At 62.0% G+C, this 16,484-nt stretch carries 13 protein-coding genes; 7 read left to right on the top strand and 6 right to left on the bottom strand.

The features are described 5' to 3' along the window. Positions 1-11 precede the first annotated feature (11 nt). On the top strand, positions 12-287 hold the full coding sequence (locus AC5IJH_RS03375) for a hypothetical protein (RefSeq protein ID WP_491901385.1): 276 nt from the start codon (positions 12-14) through the stop codon (positions 285-287). Positions 288-346: 59 nt separating this feature from the next. Here the strand turns inward: AC5IJH_RS03375 and AC5IJH_RS03370 are convergent, their stop codons facing one another. Further along, a complete protein-coding gene (locus tag AC5IJH_RS03370; RefSeq protein ID WP_491901384.1) occupies positions 347-442 on the bottom strand; it encodes a translocated intimin receptor Tir in 96 nt (31 codons plus the stop codon). An 86-nt stretch (positions 443-528) separates the two neighbouring features. Further along, a complete protein-coding gene (locus AC5IJH_RS03365; protein WP_491901383.1) occupies positions 529-1,767 on the bottom strand; it encodes an EamA/RhaT family transporter in 1,239 nt (412 codons plus the stop codon). Positions 1,768-1,970: 203 nt separating this feature from the next. On the opposite strand from AC5IJH_RS03365, the gene AC5IJH_RS03360 reads away from it, so the two are divergent. The 5 genes from AC5IJH_RS03360 (at position 1,971) to AC5IJH_RS03340 (ending at position 8,244) form a co-directional block, all read left to right on the top strand. Continuing rightward, on the top strand, positions 1,971-2,423 hold the full coding sequence (locus AC5IJH_RS03360; RefSeq protein WP_491901382.1) for a hypothetical protein: 453 nt from the start codon (positions 1,971-1,973) through the stop codon (positions 2,421-2,423). A 316-nt stretch (positions 2,424-2,739) separates the two neighbouring features. Next, entirely contained in the window at positions 2,740-4,428 is a 1,689-nt protein-coding gene (locus AC5IJH_RS03355) for a RecQ family ATP-dependent DNA helicase (RefSeq protein WP_491901381.1), read from the top strand. A 105-nt stretch (positions 4,429-4,533) separates the two neighbouring features. Continuing rightward, positions 4,534-5,700, top strand: coding sequence for a glycosyltransferase family 1 protein (locus AC5IJH_RS03350; protein ID WP_491901380.1), 1,167 nt, complete (start codon positions 4,534-4,536; stop codon positions 5,698-5,700). After that, the gene (gene glf, locus AC5IJH_RS03345; RefSeq protein WP_491901379.1) at positions 5,693-6,880 is read left to right on the top strand and encodes a UDP-galactopyranose mutase; all 1,188 of its coding nucleotides are present in this window, start codon (positions 5,693-5,695) and stop codon (positions 6,878-6,880) included. Before AC5IJH_RS03350 ends, glf begins: the two co-directional genes overlap by 8 nt. A gap of 5 nt (positions 6,881-6,885) precedes the next feature. Then, positions 6,886-8,244 carry a glycoside hydrolase family 1 protein gene (locus AC5IJH_RS03340; protein WP_491901378.1) on the top strand — a complete coding sequence of 453 codons (1,359 nt, stop codon included), beginning with the start codon at positions 6,886-6,888 and terminating at the stop codon, positions 8,242-8,244. 81 nt (positions 8,245-8,325) lie between these two features. Here the strand turns inward: AC5IJH_RS03340 and AC5IJH_RS03335 are convergent, their stop codons facing one another. The 3 genes from AC5IJH_RS03335 to AC5IJH_RS03325 all read right to left on the bottom strand — a co-directional run bounded on the left by AC5IJH_RS03335 (position 8,326) and on the right by AC5IJH_RS03325 (position 13,504). Continuing rightward, positions 8,326-10,113 (bottom strand): glycoside hydrolase family 2 protein, encoded by a 1,788-nt coding sequence (locus tag AC5IJH_RS03335; RefSeq protein WP_491901495.1) that lies wholly within the window; start codon positions 10,111-10,113, stop codon positions 8,326-8,328. A gap of 197 nt (positions 10,114-10,310) precedes the next feature. Next, positions 10,311-11,882, bottom strand: a complete 1,572-nt coding sequence (locus AC5IJH_RS03330) for a DUF8728 domain-containing protein (RefSeq protein WP_491901377.1) — start codon at positions 11,880-11,882, stop codon at positions 10,311-10,313. Then, positions 11,879-13,504, bottom strand: coding sequence for an ArnT family glycosyltransferase (locus AC5IJH_RS03325; protein WP_491901376.1), 1,626 nt, complete (start codon positions 13,502-13,504; stop codon positions 11,879-11,881). The genes AC5IJH_RS03330 and AC5IJH_RS03325 overlap by 4 nt, the downstream gene beginning before the upstream one ends. A 323-nt stretch (positions 13,505-13,827) precedes the next feature. Here AC5IJH_RS03325 and AC5IJH_RS03320 point away from each other — a divergent pair, with 323 nt between their 5' ends. After that, complete coding sequence (locus tag AC5IJH_RS03320) at positions 13,828-14,826, top strand: hypothetical protein (protein WP_491901375.1); 999 nt, start codon at positions 13,828-13,830, stop codon at positions 14,824-14,826. Positions 14,827-14,843: 17 nt separating this feature from the next. Here AC5IJH_RS03320 and AC5IJH_RS03315 read toward each other — a convergent pair whose 3' ends face one another. Beyond that, a complete protein-coding gene (locus AC5IJH_RS03315) occupies positions 14,844-16,382 on the bottom strand; it encodes an MBOAT family O-acyltransferase (RefSeq protein WP_491901374.1) in 1,539 nt (512 codons plus the stop codon). Between the last annotated feature and the right edge of the window lie 102 nt (positions 16,383-16,484).

The following is a 16,484-nucleotide window of genomic DNA, read 5'->3' as shown; positions in this document are numbered from 1 at the left end:
GGGCAGAACTCATGATTCTTCTGGTCTTTTTCGCTGTAGTCTCCGGGCTCCTGATCCTGCGGTTAGCGCCGGGGGCGCTGCTGAAACTCTTTCTTCTTATGCCGCGGCAGAAGTGCGCAGGCGTGGTTCGCTGGCTCCGCAAGTCTGTCTCCCAAAGCTGGGACGCCAGCGACCTTCGCACCCGTCGCGTCCTGGTGCGTGCCTCGTCGCTGCTGGCGATCGCCGGCCTGGTGACGACGGCCCTGCTGACCTGGCATGCGGCCGAGCTGCTGCTGGTCATGAACTAGATCAAGTCTTCTGGCTAGCGAGCGGGAGGAGGCCTGGACGGCTCCTCCCGTTCCTGTCTTCAGGCGCGAGTGCAAATTACCAGGACCAGAAGCCCCAGCAGCAGCACCAGGAACGGCACCCAGAAGTGCGTATCGGTCAGAATCGCCCTCGCCATGCCTCCGTCCTGCTGTTCTTCCGAAGCTCTTTGCGGGCTCATCGTGCGAGCGCTCTTTCGTCTGCCATTCTTCTCCTTAGCGCGCCTTAGCTGAACCGTGTCCGCCGCCACAGCAGGACGCCGGCGGCGAGCAGACTGCCAAGCAGCAGCGTCGTGAGCGTCACAACCCAGCCGTGTCGGACCGCAATCTCCGGCAGCCGTGCCTCCGATGCCAGCCACGCAAAGATAGCCACCGCAATGGTGACGATTGCGTAATCCCACCATCGCCTCGTTTCGTGGATCGGTGCTTCCGGAGTGGTCGCAATCTGATATCGATGCTGTTCGCGATCGACGGCGCGGCTCCACGCAAAGCGCTCCTGCTGGTGCGCGGCCGCGGACGAGATCGCCAGCGCGCCGAGGATCATGATCAGTGAACCACCGATCACCATCGCGCGCTGCGTCGCGCTGCTGCTCGCAAGCTCACCAAAGACGAGCGCGCCCCATGCCAGTCCCCAGAGCTGGTTCGTGTTCGACAGCGGAATGCCGCGTCCGATGCCGACGTATTTCACGGCGAACTGCTGGAAGAGATCGCCGATGACCCAGACAAATCCTCCGAGGAAGAGCCAGAACAGCACGCCGTGGTAACGCGCGAACTGAAAGGCAGAGGAGTGCGCGCCGCCATCCAGCCACCAGACCAGCGCGAGCATGGTGCCCAGCTCGCCGACCGTGAAGGCGCTGACAAATGTGAGCGGGTTCATTCCGCTGAGGTACGCCTTGCGGTAGGGAACGTACATCGTGCCCCACATCGCACTCGCGGCGAGCGCGGCCGCGACTCCGCGAATTGCGTGCGATCCTGCATGCTGCGCGCCGTGAACCGTGCTGAAACCAAGCACGATGGCTGCGGCGACGATGGCCACCGAGCCGAGCAGGATCCGGACGATCTGGCTGCGGCCTGCGCCTTCGAGTTCGCGAAACAACACGCGGCCCCACAACAATCCAAACAGCGAATTCGCGTTCCACAGCGGGAATGCGATTGCCAACCCAACGTCGCGGATGGCGAATACCGTGAGTGTGTTTGCGATCGCCCACAGGGCACCCGCCAGGAGGGCCCACACAAGCAGGTGCGGTCGCGCGCGCAGGTCGCGACCGACAAACGCCGTGCCCTTGATCAGTGTCGGAAATGTCCAGCGGGCCGTGAATACGCCGGCCACCATCCAGAACGAGATGGCAAACGGCGACAAACCGAGCGTGACTAGTTTCGTCGGCGCCTCGGCCGCCCCAAGCCACAGCCCCGCGGTCAGCCCGCACACCACGCCAAGGCGATGCAGCGTCGTGGCTGATGGCACAGCAGTCGCGGTGGAGGTGAGTTCTGGCAGACAACGCGACCATACTGGCCACACAAGGCATCGTCAACCAGCCGAGTGGAGAGCACGCTGGCGTGCTGCTTCTGCTTTGTTGTTTGCGATCGTTCAGATGCTGTAAGCAGCAGCCCGCAGCAGGTTAGGCGCACTTGCGCGTCCACGGTAAGCTGAACGGGCCTGGAGACTGGATGACCTTACCTGTTCCACTTTGCTGTTACGTTGGCGCTGCAGCGTGGGTCCTCATGTTCGCGCTCAAGCGGCCCAACCGAGTCTTGCTGGGTAATTACATCCTTATCGTCTTCCACCTGGTGTTGCTGCCAGTTGTATCGGCACTGCCTGCGAGCGAATGGGTGAAGGCGTCTGGCTATGTATGGATCCTGCTCGACACGGCTCTCGGCGTCGCCGAGATCAACGGTCTGAGCGAGAGCGATGTCTGGGCACTAAGGATGGGCTCACACGTCCCGGCAGCCATCTGGATTGCAGGATCGTCGTTTGCCATGCACCGGTACGGGTTGGTGGTGGGTCTCGCGCTTGCGATTGTGCTCGGGGTGCACGCGCTGGTTGCGCCACTTGTGCCCAAGTGGGTGCTCTTGCCCTCGGTTCCGTTGATGGTGATGTGGCTGATCCAGATTCCGCGGTGATAGCGAGCAAGCCGCACATGCACCGGAACTGTCGGAGTCGCGTTTGGTATCTAATGTGGTGACGTACGGCTGTGGTGACGTACGGCGCCTATCGCCAAGCCGTCTCCCGATTTCGCAAAGTGGGCCTCGACGAGCGCGTCCTGTTGACAGTGCGCAATCGAGCAGTTGCCCCTGTCAAACCGGCATGTTCTTACATTGTTGGCGACATCATCCGGCAGCGCGGGGCGCAAGGCAACGGGAAGACGCTTCCACTGCACCTGAACCAGTACCCATGGCTCCCCGCAACAGAGAAAAGAAGCGCACTGCCCGGACAACTGTGTCACTGCAGCGCCTGCGTGCCGAGGCGCGCCGACGGTTCGGTATCGAACATTTTCGCCCGGGACAGCGGGAGACACTCGAGGCAATCTTTGCCGGTCGCGATGTGCTGGCACTGATGCCGACAGGGGCGGGCAAGTCGTTGTGCTACCAGCTGCCTGCCGTCTTCCTGCCGGGCTCCGTCGTCGTCGTATCACCGCTGATCGCACTGATGCGCGATCAGCAGGAGAAGGCGCACGAAGCGCGCATTGCGGTGGAGCGCGTCGACTCAACGCTGAACGCGGGGGAGAGCGCAGACGCGCTGGACGCAATCCGTGCGGGCGAGCCGCAGCTGGTCTATACAACGCCGGAGCAGCTCGAAAATGCGGAACACCTTACGCTCCTGGCAGAGCAGGGCGTCAGCTTACTCGCGATCGACGAGGCGCATTGCATCTCGCAATGGGGGCACGATTTCCGGCCCGCCTATCTGAATCTTCGTCGCGTGCGCAAGAAGCTGGGCAATCCTCCGCTTGCAGCGTTCACGGCAACGGCCACGCAGCCGGTCATCGAAGACGTTTTGAAGGTGCTGGGTGCGCGACGTCCAGTCATCGTCAACACTGGAACCGAGCGCGAGAACCTTCAGTTCGCCGTGCAGCATGCGGTGAACGTTGATGCAAAGCGCGAATGGCTGCTCTCGACGTTGCGTGATGAGACGGGGACGGGGATCGTCTACACGGCGAGTGTGCGCAGTGCGGAGGAGCTCTTCGAGCTTGCGGTGGCGCAGGGAATCGCAGCGGGCCGCTATCATGCCAAGTTGCCGGCACGCGAGCGGGCGTCGATGCAGCAGCGCTTCATGAATGGCGAACTGCGCGTGCTGTTCGCGACAAAGGCCTTCGGCCTCGGCATCGATAAGCCGGATATCCGCTTCGTCTTTCATTACGAATTTCCTGACTCGCTCGAAAGCTACTACCAGGAGGCGGGTCGTGCCGGACGCGATGGAGAGCCGGCACGTGCTGTGCTGCTTTATCGCTCGGAAGATCGGCGCATTCAAAGTTTTTTCCTGATCAGCCGCTATCCCCGAGCGGAAGAGTGTCGTGCGGTGCTCGAAGCAGCAGTCGAGCCACAGACCGGGCCAGCGCTTGCCGAGCGAACGAGCCTGTCAAAACGGCGAGTGCAGGTGATCGTCGATCTGTTGCGCAACGCCGGCCTGCTGCTCGCGCGTGCTGGCGGGCTCTACCAGGCCGGAGCGGCGCATGTGTCGGACGATGAGTTGCGACGCGCGCATGCCGTCTACGAGGCGCGGCGTCGCCAGGATCGCCAGCGCATCGAGGACATGATGCGCTACGCCGAGTCCGGTCGCTGCCGCAAACAGATCGTGCGCGCTTACTTCGGCGAGCCGGAAGGAGAGCCCTGCGGAGTGTGCGACAACTGCACGCGTCTCGTGGTTGCGCCGGCCTCACCGCCGTCGGCTGCCTTTGCTGTCGAGGTGCAGACTGCGATCGGACCTATCGTGACGACGGCTCCGGAGACGTTGCCCGTCGCCCAACCACCAGGTTTCCAGATAGGTGACCGTGTCGAGCACAAAAAGTTCGGCCGGGGTGAAGTTGTGGATGCGGTGGGAGAGACGGTGCTGGTGCGCTTCGAAAAAGGCAAGTCGCGACGCATTCAGGCTGCGTATGTAACGCCTGCAGCTGCGACAAAAGCCGCCTAGAGATTGCGCGCGCTTGCCAGGACCGATGGCGCCCATACGACAGTCCACCATCTACATGCATCCAACTGCAGAGTGACAAACGACCGCGCAGCATCTGCCAATTTCATGACGCCTGCCTCCGGCAACGAGCCGCTGACGGTTCTGTGTTTCTCTCATCTGCGGTGGGGCTTCGTTTACCAGCGGCCGCAACATCTGCTGACGCGATTGCAGAAGGTAGCGCCCGTGCTTTTCATCGAGGAGCCGAGATACGACGAACGGACGACAGCCGAGCTGCACAGCGAGATGCAGCCGGATGGCATAGAAGTGTTGACGCCTCTTCTGCCGAAAAGCGCCAATGCCGTCGAAGAGCAGCGCAGGCTGCTTGATGAACTGCTTGCAGAACGAAGCATCGACCAATATCTCGCCTGGTACTACACGCCGATGGCGCTCGGATTCTCGCGGCATCTGCAGCCGGAGGTAACGGTCTATGACTGCATGGACGAACTCTCGATGTTTGCCGGTGCGCCGCCCGAACTGCTCGCTCTCGAAGCCGAGCTGTTCGGGCGCGCGGACCTGGTCTTTGTCGGCGGGCGCAGCCTGTACGAGAGAAAGCGCAAGCTGCACCGGGATACGCACCTATTCCCAAGCAGCATCGATCGCGCGCACTTTGCAGTTGCCCGCAGGCAGATGGAAGAACCAGAGGATCAGCGCTCGATTCCACACCCGCGCATCGGGTTTTTCGGTGTGCTCGATGAGCGTCTCGATCGCGAACTGGTGCGCGAGGTCGCAGCGCTTGAACCGTCGTGGCACTTCATCTTCCTCGGGCCGGTGGTGAAGATTGCCCCGGAGAGTCTGCCCCAGGGGCCGAACCTGCACTATCTGGGACAGAAGTCCTATGCCGAGTTGCCGCGGTACCTGGCGAGCTGGGATGTGGCCATGCTGCCATTTGCGCGCAACGATTCGACACGCTTCATCAGTCCGACCAAGACGCCGGAATATCTGGCTGCGGGTCGCCCTGTCGTTTCGACCGCGATCCCGGATGTGGTGGAGCCGTATGGCAACAAGGGGCTGGCGCTGATCGCGGACACTGCGGAAGAGTTTCGTACCGCCATCCGGGCACTCATGGAGGACCGTCCGGCAAATTGGCTGCACCGGGTGGACGAGTACCTGCGAGACCTGTCCTGGGATCGCACGTTTGAGGAGATGTGGCGGCTGATCGAACGCCGCCGGAACGAGGCGAAGACAGTCTCGTCAGCAGAGACGACAGAGAGGGGGGAAGTGGCGCATGTTTGATTACCTCATCATTGGAGCTGGCTTTTCCGGCAGTGTGCTTGCAGAGCGGCTCGCGTCGCAGCTGGACGCGTCCATTCTGGTGGTCGACCGCCGGCCTCACATCGGGGGCAATGCCTACGATCACTACAATGACGACGGTGTTCTGATTCATCGTTACGGTCCGCACATTTTCCATACAAATTCGAAGAAAGTCTTCGACTATCTTTCGCGTTTTACGGAATGGCGGCCCTATGAACACCGCGTGCAGACCAGCGTCGATGGTCAGCTCGTGCCGATGCCGATCAACGTCGACACGCTGAACAAGCTATACGGTATGAATCTGACGTGCCTGCAGGTGGAGGACTTCCTGAAATCTGTCGCTGAGCCGCGGGAGAAGATCGTCACTTCTGAGGATGTGGTGCTCAGCCGCGTGGGCCGTGATCTGTACGAGAAGTTCTTCCGTAACTACACGCGCAAGCAGTGGGACCTCGACCCTTCGGAACTAGACGCCTCTGTGGCGGCGCGCGTTCCGGTGCGCACCACGCGTGACGATCGCTACTTCACCGATCGGTACCAGGCGATGCCTCTGCACGGCTACACACGGATGTTCGAGCGGATGCTGGATCATCCGAACATTCACGTCATGCTGAACACGGACTATCGCGAGATCAAGGAAGAAGTGTCGTTCCGGGAGCTGATCTTTACTGGCCCGATCGACGAGTACTTCGACTACTGCTACGGCAAGCTGCCCTATCGCTCGCTGCGTTTCGAGCACCAGACGCACAACACTTCCACCTTCCAGCCAGCGCCGGTGGTGAACTACCCCAACGAGCACCCCTACACGCGCGTGACGGAGTTCAAGTATTTGACCGGACAGGAGCATACGAAGACGAGCATCGTGTACGAGTACCCGTGCGCGGAGGGCGACCCGTATTACCCGGTGCCTCAACCGAAGAATGCAGAGCTCTATCAGCAATATAAGGCCCTGGCCGATATGGTGCCGGATGTTCACTTCGCTGGACGGCTCGGGACTTACAAGTACTACAACATGGACCAGGTCGTCGCGCAGTCCTTGACGCTCTTTGAGAAGCTCAAGGAGAGTCAACCGGCCAGCGCGCAGGTTCAGGACCACAAACTCATGACGATGTACGACTCTGACGGGCTCGACACGCCTGGAAAGAACGGCAACAAGGCCGCCTGATCCACATGTCTCACATCCCAACGATTTGTCCCTCCCCCGCACCCGTTCAACACAAGCATGCTTCCACCTCCCCCCAGATTGAGATCTGGGGCGGGGTGGAGTGCACGTATAACCGTGTCGGTGACGTATATTTTGATCAGATTGCGCTCTCCGGCCACGAGGTGCGGCTGGATGATCTGGATCGCTTTGCGGAGCTCGGTATCCGCACTCTGCGCTATGGGCTGGTTTGGGAGCGGCATGACGTCGATCCAAGCTGGCGATGGGCCGATGCACGCATGCGTGATCTCGCTGTTGCAGGCATTGACCCGATTTTGGGCCTCGTTCATCATGGCAGCGGTCCGCGTCACACCAGTCTGCTGGACCCGCTCTTCCCGGAGAAGCTAGCCGCCTACGCCGGTCAGGTGGCTGCGCGCTACCCGCACGTCAATGCCTATACACCAGTGAACGAGCCCCACACCACAGCACGCTTCAGCGGACTGTACGGGGTGTGGTATCCGCACCATCATTCGCGCGAGAGCTACCTGCGCGCACTGCTCAACGAGACCAAGGCGACGGTGCTCAGCATGCGAGCGGTCCGGCGTGTCCGGCCGGATGCGAAGCTGGTGCAGACCGAGGATGTCGGGGTGATCCGCAGCACGTCGCGTCTGTCCTCATTGCAGCGTGTGCTCGATGAGCGGCGGTGGCTGGGCTTCGACCTGCTCTGCGGGCGTGTGTGGCCTTCGCATCCGCTCTTTCAGTACCTGCGCCAGGCCGGCATCGCAGAGCGAGAGATCTTGTGGTTCACCGAAAACCCGTGCCCGCCGGACGTGATCGGGGTCAACTACTACCTGACGAGCGATCGCTTCCTGGATGAACGGGTCGATCGCTATCCGGGCGATCGAGGTTCTGCTGAGGGACCGATTGTCGACATCGAGGCAGTGCGCGTCTGTCCGGAGGGCATTGCTGGATTCGAGGCGCTGCTGACCGAGGCTTGGGAGCGCTACCGCATTCCGGTAGCGATCACGGAGGTGCATCTCGGGTCAGACAATGTCGCCGACCAGATTCGTTGGGCGGCGGAGGCGTGGTTGGGTGCGCAGGCGGCGCGTAACGCGGGCGTGGACTGCAGAGCGATGACGTTCTGGGCGCTGCTTGGCTCGTACTTCTGGGACTCGCTCGTGCGCCATGACAATGGGCACTATGAGGCTGGCTTGTTCGATGTGCGCGGCGGTGTCCCAGTTCGCACAGAGTTGGCTGACTTTGCCGAGCAACTGATCACAGGAAAGTTGCCCGAACATCCCGCGCTCGACGTGCAGGGCTGGTGGCATCAGCCGTCACGACTGTGGGTCCCGGATCCGTACGTCGAAGACGAACGCCGCGCTGCCTGACATCGATCTTCAACGAAAGAGCGTCGCGCAAAAAAGGGAGCTGTCCCGCGGGACAGCTCCCTTTGTGTCAGGACACCAGGTTCAGATCAAGCTCTGCATCAGGTTCTCGCGCCAGATCGTCTCCGAGTGTGTGTCGTAATCCGGCAGCAGACCCGTGGTAGCCTCGGACAATTCCTCGAAGGGCACCTTGGGCGTGCGGTCGGCGTAGAGCAGGCCGTTTGCCTCCTGGTACGTATCGGCGAACTGCGTGTAGCAGAACCCCGCGAGCGCGGGCAGCCCTCGCACTGTCTTGAGCAGCTCACGATATTGCTGGAGAAGTTGATCCGCAGTAATGCTCCTTGAGTAGCCCCAGATATCATCGCCCCCTTTGCCGAAGGCGATGCCGCCAAACTCGGTGAGGATGATCGGGTGCTCGCACTGCTTCTGACGGTCCACCATCAGCATGCGACCGCCCGGACGTTCGCGCTGGAACAGCTTGGCTTCGATGTTCTCGAGTCCATAACGGCGGCCGATGCGCTCCGGCTGGTCGTCATAGTCATGGATACCAATGATGTCTGTGGCGACGCTCTCCCATCCATCGTTGCCAATTACAGGGCGGCTGGGGTCGAGGGACTTGGTCAGGTAGTAGAGCGCCTGCACGTAATGGCGCTGCGCCGGGCTGTCGGGCAGATCCGGCACGCCCCATGACTCGTTGAACGGCACCCACGCGATGATGCAGGGGTGGCTGCGATCGCGCTGGATCACCTCGAACCACTCGCGTGTCAGCCGCTCGATCGACTGCGTTGTGTAGCGGTAGGCGCTGGGCATTTCCTCCCACACCAGCAGACCGGCGCGGTCCGCCCAGTACAAGTAGCGCTCGCACTCGATCTTCTGGTGTTTGCGGACTCCATTGAAGCCCATCTTCTTCGCCAGCAGAACATCCTCGAGCAGTGCCTCATCGGACGGTGCGGTCATGCCGCTCTCCGGCCAATAGCCCTGGTCAAGCACCAGCCGCAGGTTCAGCGGCCGGCCATTCAACAGAAAACGATCTGACTGCGCGGAGACGGAGCGCAGCGCAGTGTAGCTGTGCACTGTGTCGATGACCGCGTCATCTCCGTCCCGCAGTTCGACATGGGCCTGGATGAGTGTTGGCGACGACGGAGACCAGAGCAGGGTGTTGCGATAATCGTCGATGCCGGGGTCTGAGAGTGCGATCCGTCGATGCACCTCGCCGGCGATCACCGTATACGTGTCGTTGGCGATGACCAGATCGTCGACGTGCAGTTTGACGCAGAGCTTGAGCGGTCCTGAGGCTGCGTGCTGCACGTAAGCCTCAAGGCTGATCTCCCAGCGGTCGAGGCTGGAACTCCACTGCAGCGAGCGCAGCCGCGTCTCTGGGACAACTTCGAGCCAGACGCTCTGCCAGATGCCCGTGGTCCGGGGATACCAAATGGAGTGCGGCTCCAGTTTCCAGTCCTGCTTGCCCCGCGGTTTAGACAGGTCGGCCGGATCGTCCTCGGCACGCAGCACGATCTCCTGGGGTCTGTCGCCCTCGAGCACCGACGTGATGTCCGCAAAGAAGGGACTGTAACCACCCTGGTGAGAGACGACCTTCTTGCCGTTGACCCAGACGATTGCACTGTAGTCGACGGCTTCGAAGTGCAGCAGCAGCCGCTCGTCCGGTTTGAGTGGACGATGCTCAAAAGTGCGGCGATACCAAACCGCGTTGTAGAAGCCGGTGTCGGCGATGCCGCTGGCCTTCGTCTCCGGGCTGAAGGGGATCTGGATAGTTCGATCCCAGGTCACGTCATCGGGGGCACGCAACCGCGCCTCGCGGTCGAAGGCAAAGTCCCAGGCTCCATTCAGGGATGTCCAGTCCTCGCGCTGCATGAGGGGACGAGGATGAGCTCTGCCATCGGGCCCGGGGGAAGGCGAGTGTCGATCGGTCAATGAATCTCCTCCAACAGTGGTTCAGATGGTGCATCGGACGCGCCGGACTCTGAAAGGGCGCCGCGAAGCTCCGTTCCAGTTGTGCCATTTCTTCGGTTTTGGATGCAAGTGCGCGCACGAGGACAACTTCCGGGCGATCACTGCCGGCGATGGTAAATCAGGTAATCCGGCATGGGCCCCATGCGCAGGATCGGGCGCAGCAGCGGCGATGCGTGGTACACCGACGGCTCGTAATGCGTGCGCCGCACCAGTTTGTAGTGCTCGGTGAACCACTGCTGTTCGGGTGGCGAGAGCTGCTGGCCATCGAAGGTTTCGAAGTGCGCGAAGCTCTGCCGCTCGACGATCCAATCCGGCTGGCGAGCCTCCACGTAGTCGATCCACCAGTGCCCGGGATGGCGCGCGATGAATGATGACACGTCGCGCGACACCAGCCCGACTTCGTCCGCAGTGACCAGCCCGGAGTAGTAAGGGATGTAGCCCGCAGGTTCGAGGAAGAGCGTATCGCCTGGGCGCGCGACACCATGGAGGTACCGGCCGATATCGCCGCGATAGTGATAGTCCTGCGTCGAGGCGGCCAGCGAGCGCGCCCACTGCACCCCGGCAAAGGCGATCCAGGCGAGCGCAGCGAAGGCGAGGACCGTCCGTGGTCGGCCGATGCATTCAACCAGGCGGGCGGCGCCCGCAAGCAGCACTATCACGGCCAGCCAGTTCGCCGGGTAGAGATACCAGTCAAACAGCACACCGCCCCACGCATAAGCCAGTGGAACCGCCACGGCGAGCAGGGCCACTGCACCGACGATGACCCGCTCCTGCACGGAAGCAGCGCGGCGTACGGCGATCAACAAGCACAGGACGAAAGCAGCGAGAAAGAGTGGTGACAGCCGGTCCAGGTAAGTGGTCGAGACAGGCAGCAGGTACGAGTGGTGAAGAAAGAGCTCGTACACGCGGGCCATCATCGCGCCGGGCGCATGGCTGGGGTGGTATGCCTGCAGCTTGGCGCGCATCGTCGTCGGCAAGTAACTGCCGCTGACCCACTTGTAGCCGAGCGCCACGACCGCGAGGCTGGCTGCCATGGCGCCTAATCCGACCAGGCCACGCCGACGCGCAAGCAGCAGCATGGCCGCGCAGAAGACCAGCGCATACGCAATGGCATCCGGGCGGATGAGCAGCATGAGCGCGATGGCCGAGGGGAACTGCCAGCGCGGCGCCCTCGCCTGCATGCCGTCGATCGCCAAGCCCATGGCAAGCAGCAGGAAAGGCGTCTCCATGCCGGTGTAGCTGACGATCAGCGAGACCGGCCAGCTGGCCAGCAGCACCCACAGGGCGACTCGTTCGGCCTCTGTCCGCGCGACCACGCGGACGGCAAAGAACGAGCCGGCGATCACCGCTGCCGAACCAAGCAGTTGCGCCCACAGCAATGCGTGCTCGCCGAACAGACGATCGAGCACCGCCAGTCCGACCGGGTAGAGGAGACTGGTGGTCGCCGGGAAATGTTGACCCAGGTTGTAGGAGAGCTGGCCATTCTCCGCCAGGTGGCGCGCCGTGCGTAACGTGATGAAGGCGTCTTCCTGGATGTGGTGGATCAGGATGTACGGCACGCGCAGGAGCAGCAGCGCGATGCCGATCACCCAGTGCAGCGCCGTGATGGATGAGCGTTGATTGTCGATCTGCTCGTTTGGAAGGACTGGAGCCGCATTTCCCCCGTTCATCGTCTGGCGACCGTGGGCTCGCTTGCGGAGAGAATACGGGCGCGCTGCGCGGCACAATCAACATTGTGGTGGCAGACGAGCGAGAGCTGCTCCTGGAGCCGCCCAAGCCGGATCGTAGTGAAGGGCAGCACCTGGTATTCGTGATCCTCTCGAAAGCGGCGTGTCAGCGGGTTGCCGATCATGGTGTCGCGTGAACTGGTGCCCGGCCCGTGCAGCAGTGTGGGCTCGCCGTCCACCCAGGTGCGCATCACGAGAAAAGCGGGCGTCTCGGCAAGGAAGGCATCGCGCTGCGCGATGTGGTCCCGGTAGTAGCCGGCGTTGCGCCAGTTCTGCATCAGGTGGTACTGCGTGACTTCCAGTCGCGGGGCCGCCGCGCTGATGGCATTGGGCCAATCGAGCATGTATTCATAGTGAACCGGACCGGCGGATTCGTCGCGCATGAGCTCAGTAAACGTGAACGCATCTTCGCACACGATGGGAACGCCGGCCGGCAGACGGGCAGTGAGCGCGGCTGCGTAGTCGGGCGCCTGGTCAGTGTAGTGCCGCATATAGGCCAAATCGTACTGCAGCACCATCAGCAGTATGGCCACGCAGATCGTCGCGCGCACAGCAGTCTCGCGAACGCGACGTGCTGCTGCGGCGCTTTGGCTGTCGCCTGTGTGCTCATCGCTGAGCCATGCAGCATCAAGCAGGCTCACCAACTGCGCGAAGAATACGACCGTGCCCAGCGCCACCGGCTGCAGGTACCGCGTGATGAACAGTGGGGGGCCGACGAACCCCTCCAGGTAGAACAGCAGAGGGATGGTCGCAAGCGCGAGCATGACGATCAGGATGGGTATGCGTGACCGCAGCTCCTGACGCATGGCGCTACGCCTCTGAGGCGAGAGGCAGGCGACGCCAAGGAGCAGAACCGCGGCGCCCGCCAGCAGCGCCGCCCTCAGGCTGCCGCCACCGTAAGCTAGCAGAAAGTATGAGAAGGTCGGTTGCGTTGTCCAGAAATGCGGCCTGCCCACAGCGGCGGATGCGCGTACCGCGGGCAGGCTCGGGATCAGCCACAGCCAGGCCGCGGCAGCGGCAAGGTAGAGTGCCGGCCGGAGCCGTCGCTCTCGCCAGTCCAGCACCATCCATGCTGCAATCATGCAGGAGCTGTAGCAGACGCCCAGGATATGGCTGGTGGCGAGCGAAGAGAACACCAGAAACGTAACCGCCAGCCGTCTCCAGCCCGGCTTGCCTTTGCCCGGCCACAGCACGCACCACGCCGCGCCTGCTGCGGAAGCGACGAACAGGCCGTAGAAGCGCCCTTCGGCCATGTGCGGCGCCAGCGTGGGACTGAGGAACCAGCCCACCAGCACCCCGAGGATGGCCGCCGTTCGGGCATAGTAGCGGCGCACCAGGAACCAGACCAGCACGAACGCCACCGAGAAGAACGCGGCCGAATAGCAGCGGAATGAGACGTTTGACGCTCCGAACACGTGAAACCACAACCGTCCGGTGAGGTAGAAGAGCGCGCCACCGCCGTCGGTGCCATGGAGCCAGCTCTGCAACATGTGCCGCAGCGATGGGTCGCGCAGCATGGTCCAGCCGAGCACTTCGTCTTCCCAGAGCAACTTGCCTGCGCTCAATCGAAGCGATATTGCGAAGGTGAACAACACGCCTGCGAGCGCACAGGCCAGGTCTGCAGCCCGGCTTCTCCACAATCCCTGTGCACTCTCGACTGCCTCTGGGCCCGCATGCGTCTGAATTCGCAGCATAGACAGAGTGATTCATAGACACAGATCGAAGGCTGCACGCAGCAGCCTCGATCAACCCTGAATTGACGTGGAGCTAGGGATTCTCCGGAGGGAAACTCCGTCAGACGATTGCATCGAATGTGACAAGGGCGATGGTCGTACTGCGCGTAAGCACTCCTGAGCCCCACCCCATCTTCAGGAGAGTTTCGCCCTCGATGGCCACATTCGCACAAGCGCCGATGAGCGAAGAGCATCGGCTTGCCGCCGTCGAGCCACGCCGGGCTTACCTGCGGTATCTCTCCATCCTGATTCTGCTGCCAATCATTGGCTTCCTGCTCGCGCTGCCACTCGCCCGCACGAATCTGTTCGTACACATGTCACGGCGCATCTTCTGGCACGCGATGGAGTATCACGTGCAAATGGCGGGGCAGCCCTGCAATGTCGTCATCTATGGCGATTCGACCGGGCTGACCGGCATCGATCCCCTGATTCTCAGGCAGCAGACAGGCCTCCACGCGTGCATGTTGTCCACGCCGTACATCGCCCTGTCCACGACGGGCACCTGGACGCTCGATCATTTCCTGGCGGCAAGTCCAGCGCCCCGCGCCATTGTCTTCGTCTATCACCCGCGTCATCTGCGTGCGCCGAAGCTGGATGAGGACAGCGGCATCGTCGATGGCTGGTTGATGGTGGACCGGGTGCGTCGTCCGGTGGACGCGCTGCGCTTTTTCCTGGCGCACGGACGCAAGACCGTCATCTTCATGGAGACTGTCTGGCAACAGGTCTTCACAATCAACTACAACGTTCTCGATCCGACAGAGCGCACCTACAGGCACAACATCGACATGCTGCGTGCGCACTCCGGCTACTTCCAAATGAAAGACCCGCTACCGATCGAAAAGGTCTGCGAAGGCGGGACCGAGCCGATGCCGCCGTTCGATCCGGACTACTTCGCATCTCTGCGAAAACGATATGAGAAGCCGGGCACGCGCGTGATCTTCTACGTCAGCCCGGTGCGCTCCTGCGACCCGGCGATCCCCGCGTACGATGCGCTCGCGCGTCGCATGGGACTGGAGCCGCCGCTGGTCTATCCTGCATCGGAGTACGCGGATGGCAATCACCTGCTGCCCTCGGCTGCTCCTCACGACACCGCTGACTTCGCCGCAATGCTGCGGCAGCGTGATCCGGGACTGCTGCAGACCGCGCCGCGATAAAAGCGAAAGTAGCTGCTCTAGAACTGGAAGTAGAGGAAGCGTGTCGTGTCCTCGATCCAACTCAGGCACATCAGCAGAACTACGCTGAGAGCCAGAGCCCAGGTCACGTTGGGCTTCCACGGCAGAATGCGTTCGTAGAAACGCTCGAGCGCCGCCGGAGCGGTGGCTGGCCGCCCCAAGCCGAGAATCTGCTGCGTGTTCGGCAGCAGCCACACGATAGCGAATCGGATCGGCAGGCGCACGATGCTCGCCAGCAGCGTGCCCATCGGTGGCAGCTTCGTTCCATGCAGACCGAACATGCCAGCCAGCATGGCGAAGGCCCCATGGGATGAGTCGGCGCGGAAGAAGACTTGCGCAATCACCACACAGAAGAGAGTCAGCCCGACAGACGCAGCCACGCCGAGGCGATGACGCCAGACTGGAAGCTCGGCGGTGGGCCGCTTGCGGCGCAGCAGTCGCCAGCCATGATTCACGGTGATGTACACGGCATGCAGTAGTCCGAAGATAAGGAACTGCAACCCCGCGCCATGCCAAACGCCGACCAGGATCATAGAGATGAATGTCGGGAAGGCGATCATCTGGGTGAAGCCCTCCGGCGTGCTCGCGCCGCGGCGGGAGATCGTCCTGCCCTTCGCAAGGCGCCGGCGGTTCACACGCAGCGACATCGGATTGTAAAGATAGACCGTGATGTAGCGCGTCAGCGTCATGTGCCAGCGCGACCAGAAGTCGATGATGCTCGCAGCCTTGTACGGTGAATCGAAGTTGATCGGGAAGCGAATCGAGAACATGCGCGCCAGCCCTATTGCCATATCGGAGTAGCCGGAGAAATCGAAGTAGAGCTGCAACATGTAGGTGAGCGCACCAATCCACGCGGGGATCACCGTAAGGGAGGAGGGCCCTGCAAATGCCTGGTCGGCTACGCGCGCGATGCTGTCCGCCAGGATGACCTTCTTGAACAGCCCCATCACAAAATGCGAGAAGCCCAGGCTGACGTCTTCCAGGTTTAGCCGGAACTGCTTCCGGCGGAATTGCGGCATTATCTCCGCGTGGTGCAGGATGGGTCCGGCAATCAGGTGAGGAAAGAAGGTGACGAACAGCAGATACTCGGGGAAACCCTGAGGGTCCGCAGAGCCCTGCTGAAGATCGATCAGATAGGCGATCTGCGTGAAGGTGAAAAAGCTGATGCCGAGCGGCAGCAGTGTGCCCGCAAACTGGTGATGCAGGATCCCAAGCCGACCGAGCCCGGAGAGTGAAGGGAAGAGGTACTTGTAATAAAACAACAGCAGCAGATTGCAGGCGATGCCCGCGAGCAGGAAGCGACGCTGCAACTGCTCCCGGCCACGTGCCCGGTCGATCAAGCGGGAGAACGCGAAGTTAACCAGCACGGACCCGAGCAGCAGGATGACGAATTCATACCGCCACACTGCATAAAACACGACTGAGATGAACCCCAGCCAGCCGATCACCGCGCGGCCGCCGAACCGTCCAGCGACGACGTATCCGGCAAGGGCCAGCGGAAGAAACACAAACAGAAACTGAAGCGAGTTGAAGAGCATCAGGAACCAGACCAGTAGTAATCAAGAGCCAGAGTGGGACTGCGCCGACCTGATGACCGGTAGGTCGCGGTATGGCGTCGATTTGCCGAAGCAGGCAGCCCT

The sequence above is a fragment of the Candidatus Dedyshia acidiphila genome (assembly GCF_051025295.1).
GTDB lineage: Bacteria > Acidobacteriota > Terriglobia > Terriglobales > Acidobacteriaceae > KBS-83.
This window is presented reverse-complemented; position numbering and strand designations above follow the sequence as displayed.

Bases quoted from the DNA above. Each gene is read 5' to 3' on its own strand.
- AC5IJH_RS03375 (WP_491901385.1), top strand. From the start codon at position 12: ATGATTCTTCTGGTCTTTTTCGCTGTAGTCTCCGGGCTCCTGATCCTG.
- glf (WP_491901379.1), top strand. From the start codon at position 5,693: ATGTTTGATTACCTCATCATTGGAGCTGGCTTTTCCGGCAGTGTGCTT.
- AC5IJH_RS03350 (WP_491901380.1), top strand. From the start codon at position 4,534: ATGACGCCTGCCTCCGGCAACGAGCCGCTGACGGTTCTGTGTTTCTCT.
- AC5IJH_RS03335 (WP_491901495.1), bottom strand. From the start codon at position 10,113: ATGCAGCGCGAGGACTGGACATCCCTGAATGGAGCCTGGGACTTTGCC.
- AC5IJH_RS03340 (WP_491901378.1), top strand. From the start codon at position 6,886: ATGTCTCACATCCCAACGATTTGTCCCTCCCCCGCACCCGTTCAACAC.
- AC5IJH_RS03370 (WP_491901384.1), bottom strand. From the start codon at position 442: ATGGCGAGGGCGATTCTGACCGATACGCACTTCTGGGTGCCGTTCCTG.
- AC5IJH_RS03315 (WP_491901374.1), bottom strand. From the start codon at position 16,382: ATGCTCTTCAACTCGCTTCAGTTTCTGTTTGTGTTTCTTCCGCTGGCC.
- AC5IJH_RS03330 (WP_491901377.1), bottom strand. From the start codon at position 11,882: ATGAACGGGGGAAATGCGGCTCCAGTCCTTCCAAACGAGCAGATCGAC.
- AC5IJH_RS03360 (WP_491901382.1), top strand. From the start codon at position 1,971: ATGACCTTACCTGTTCCACTTTGCTGTTACGTTGGCGCTGCAGCGTGG.
- AC5IJH_RS03320 (WP_491901375.1), top strand. From the start codon at position 13,828: ATGGCCACATTCGCACAAGCGCCGATGAGCGAAGAGCATCGGCTTGCC.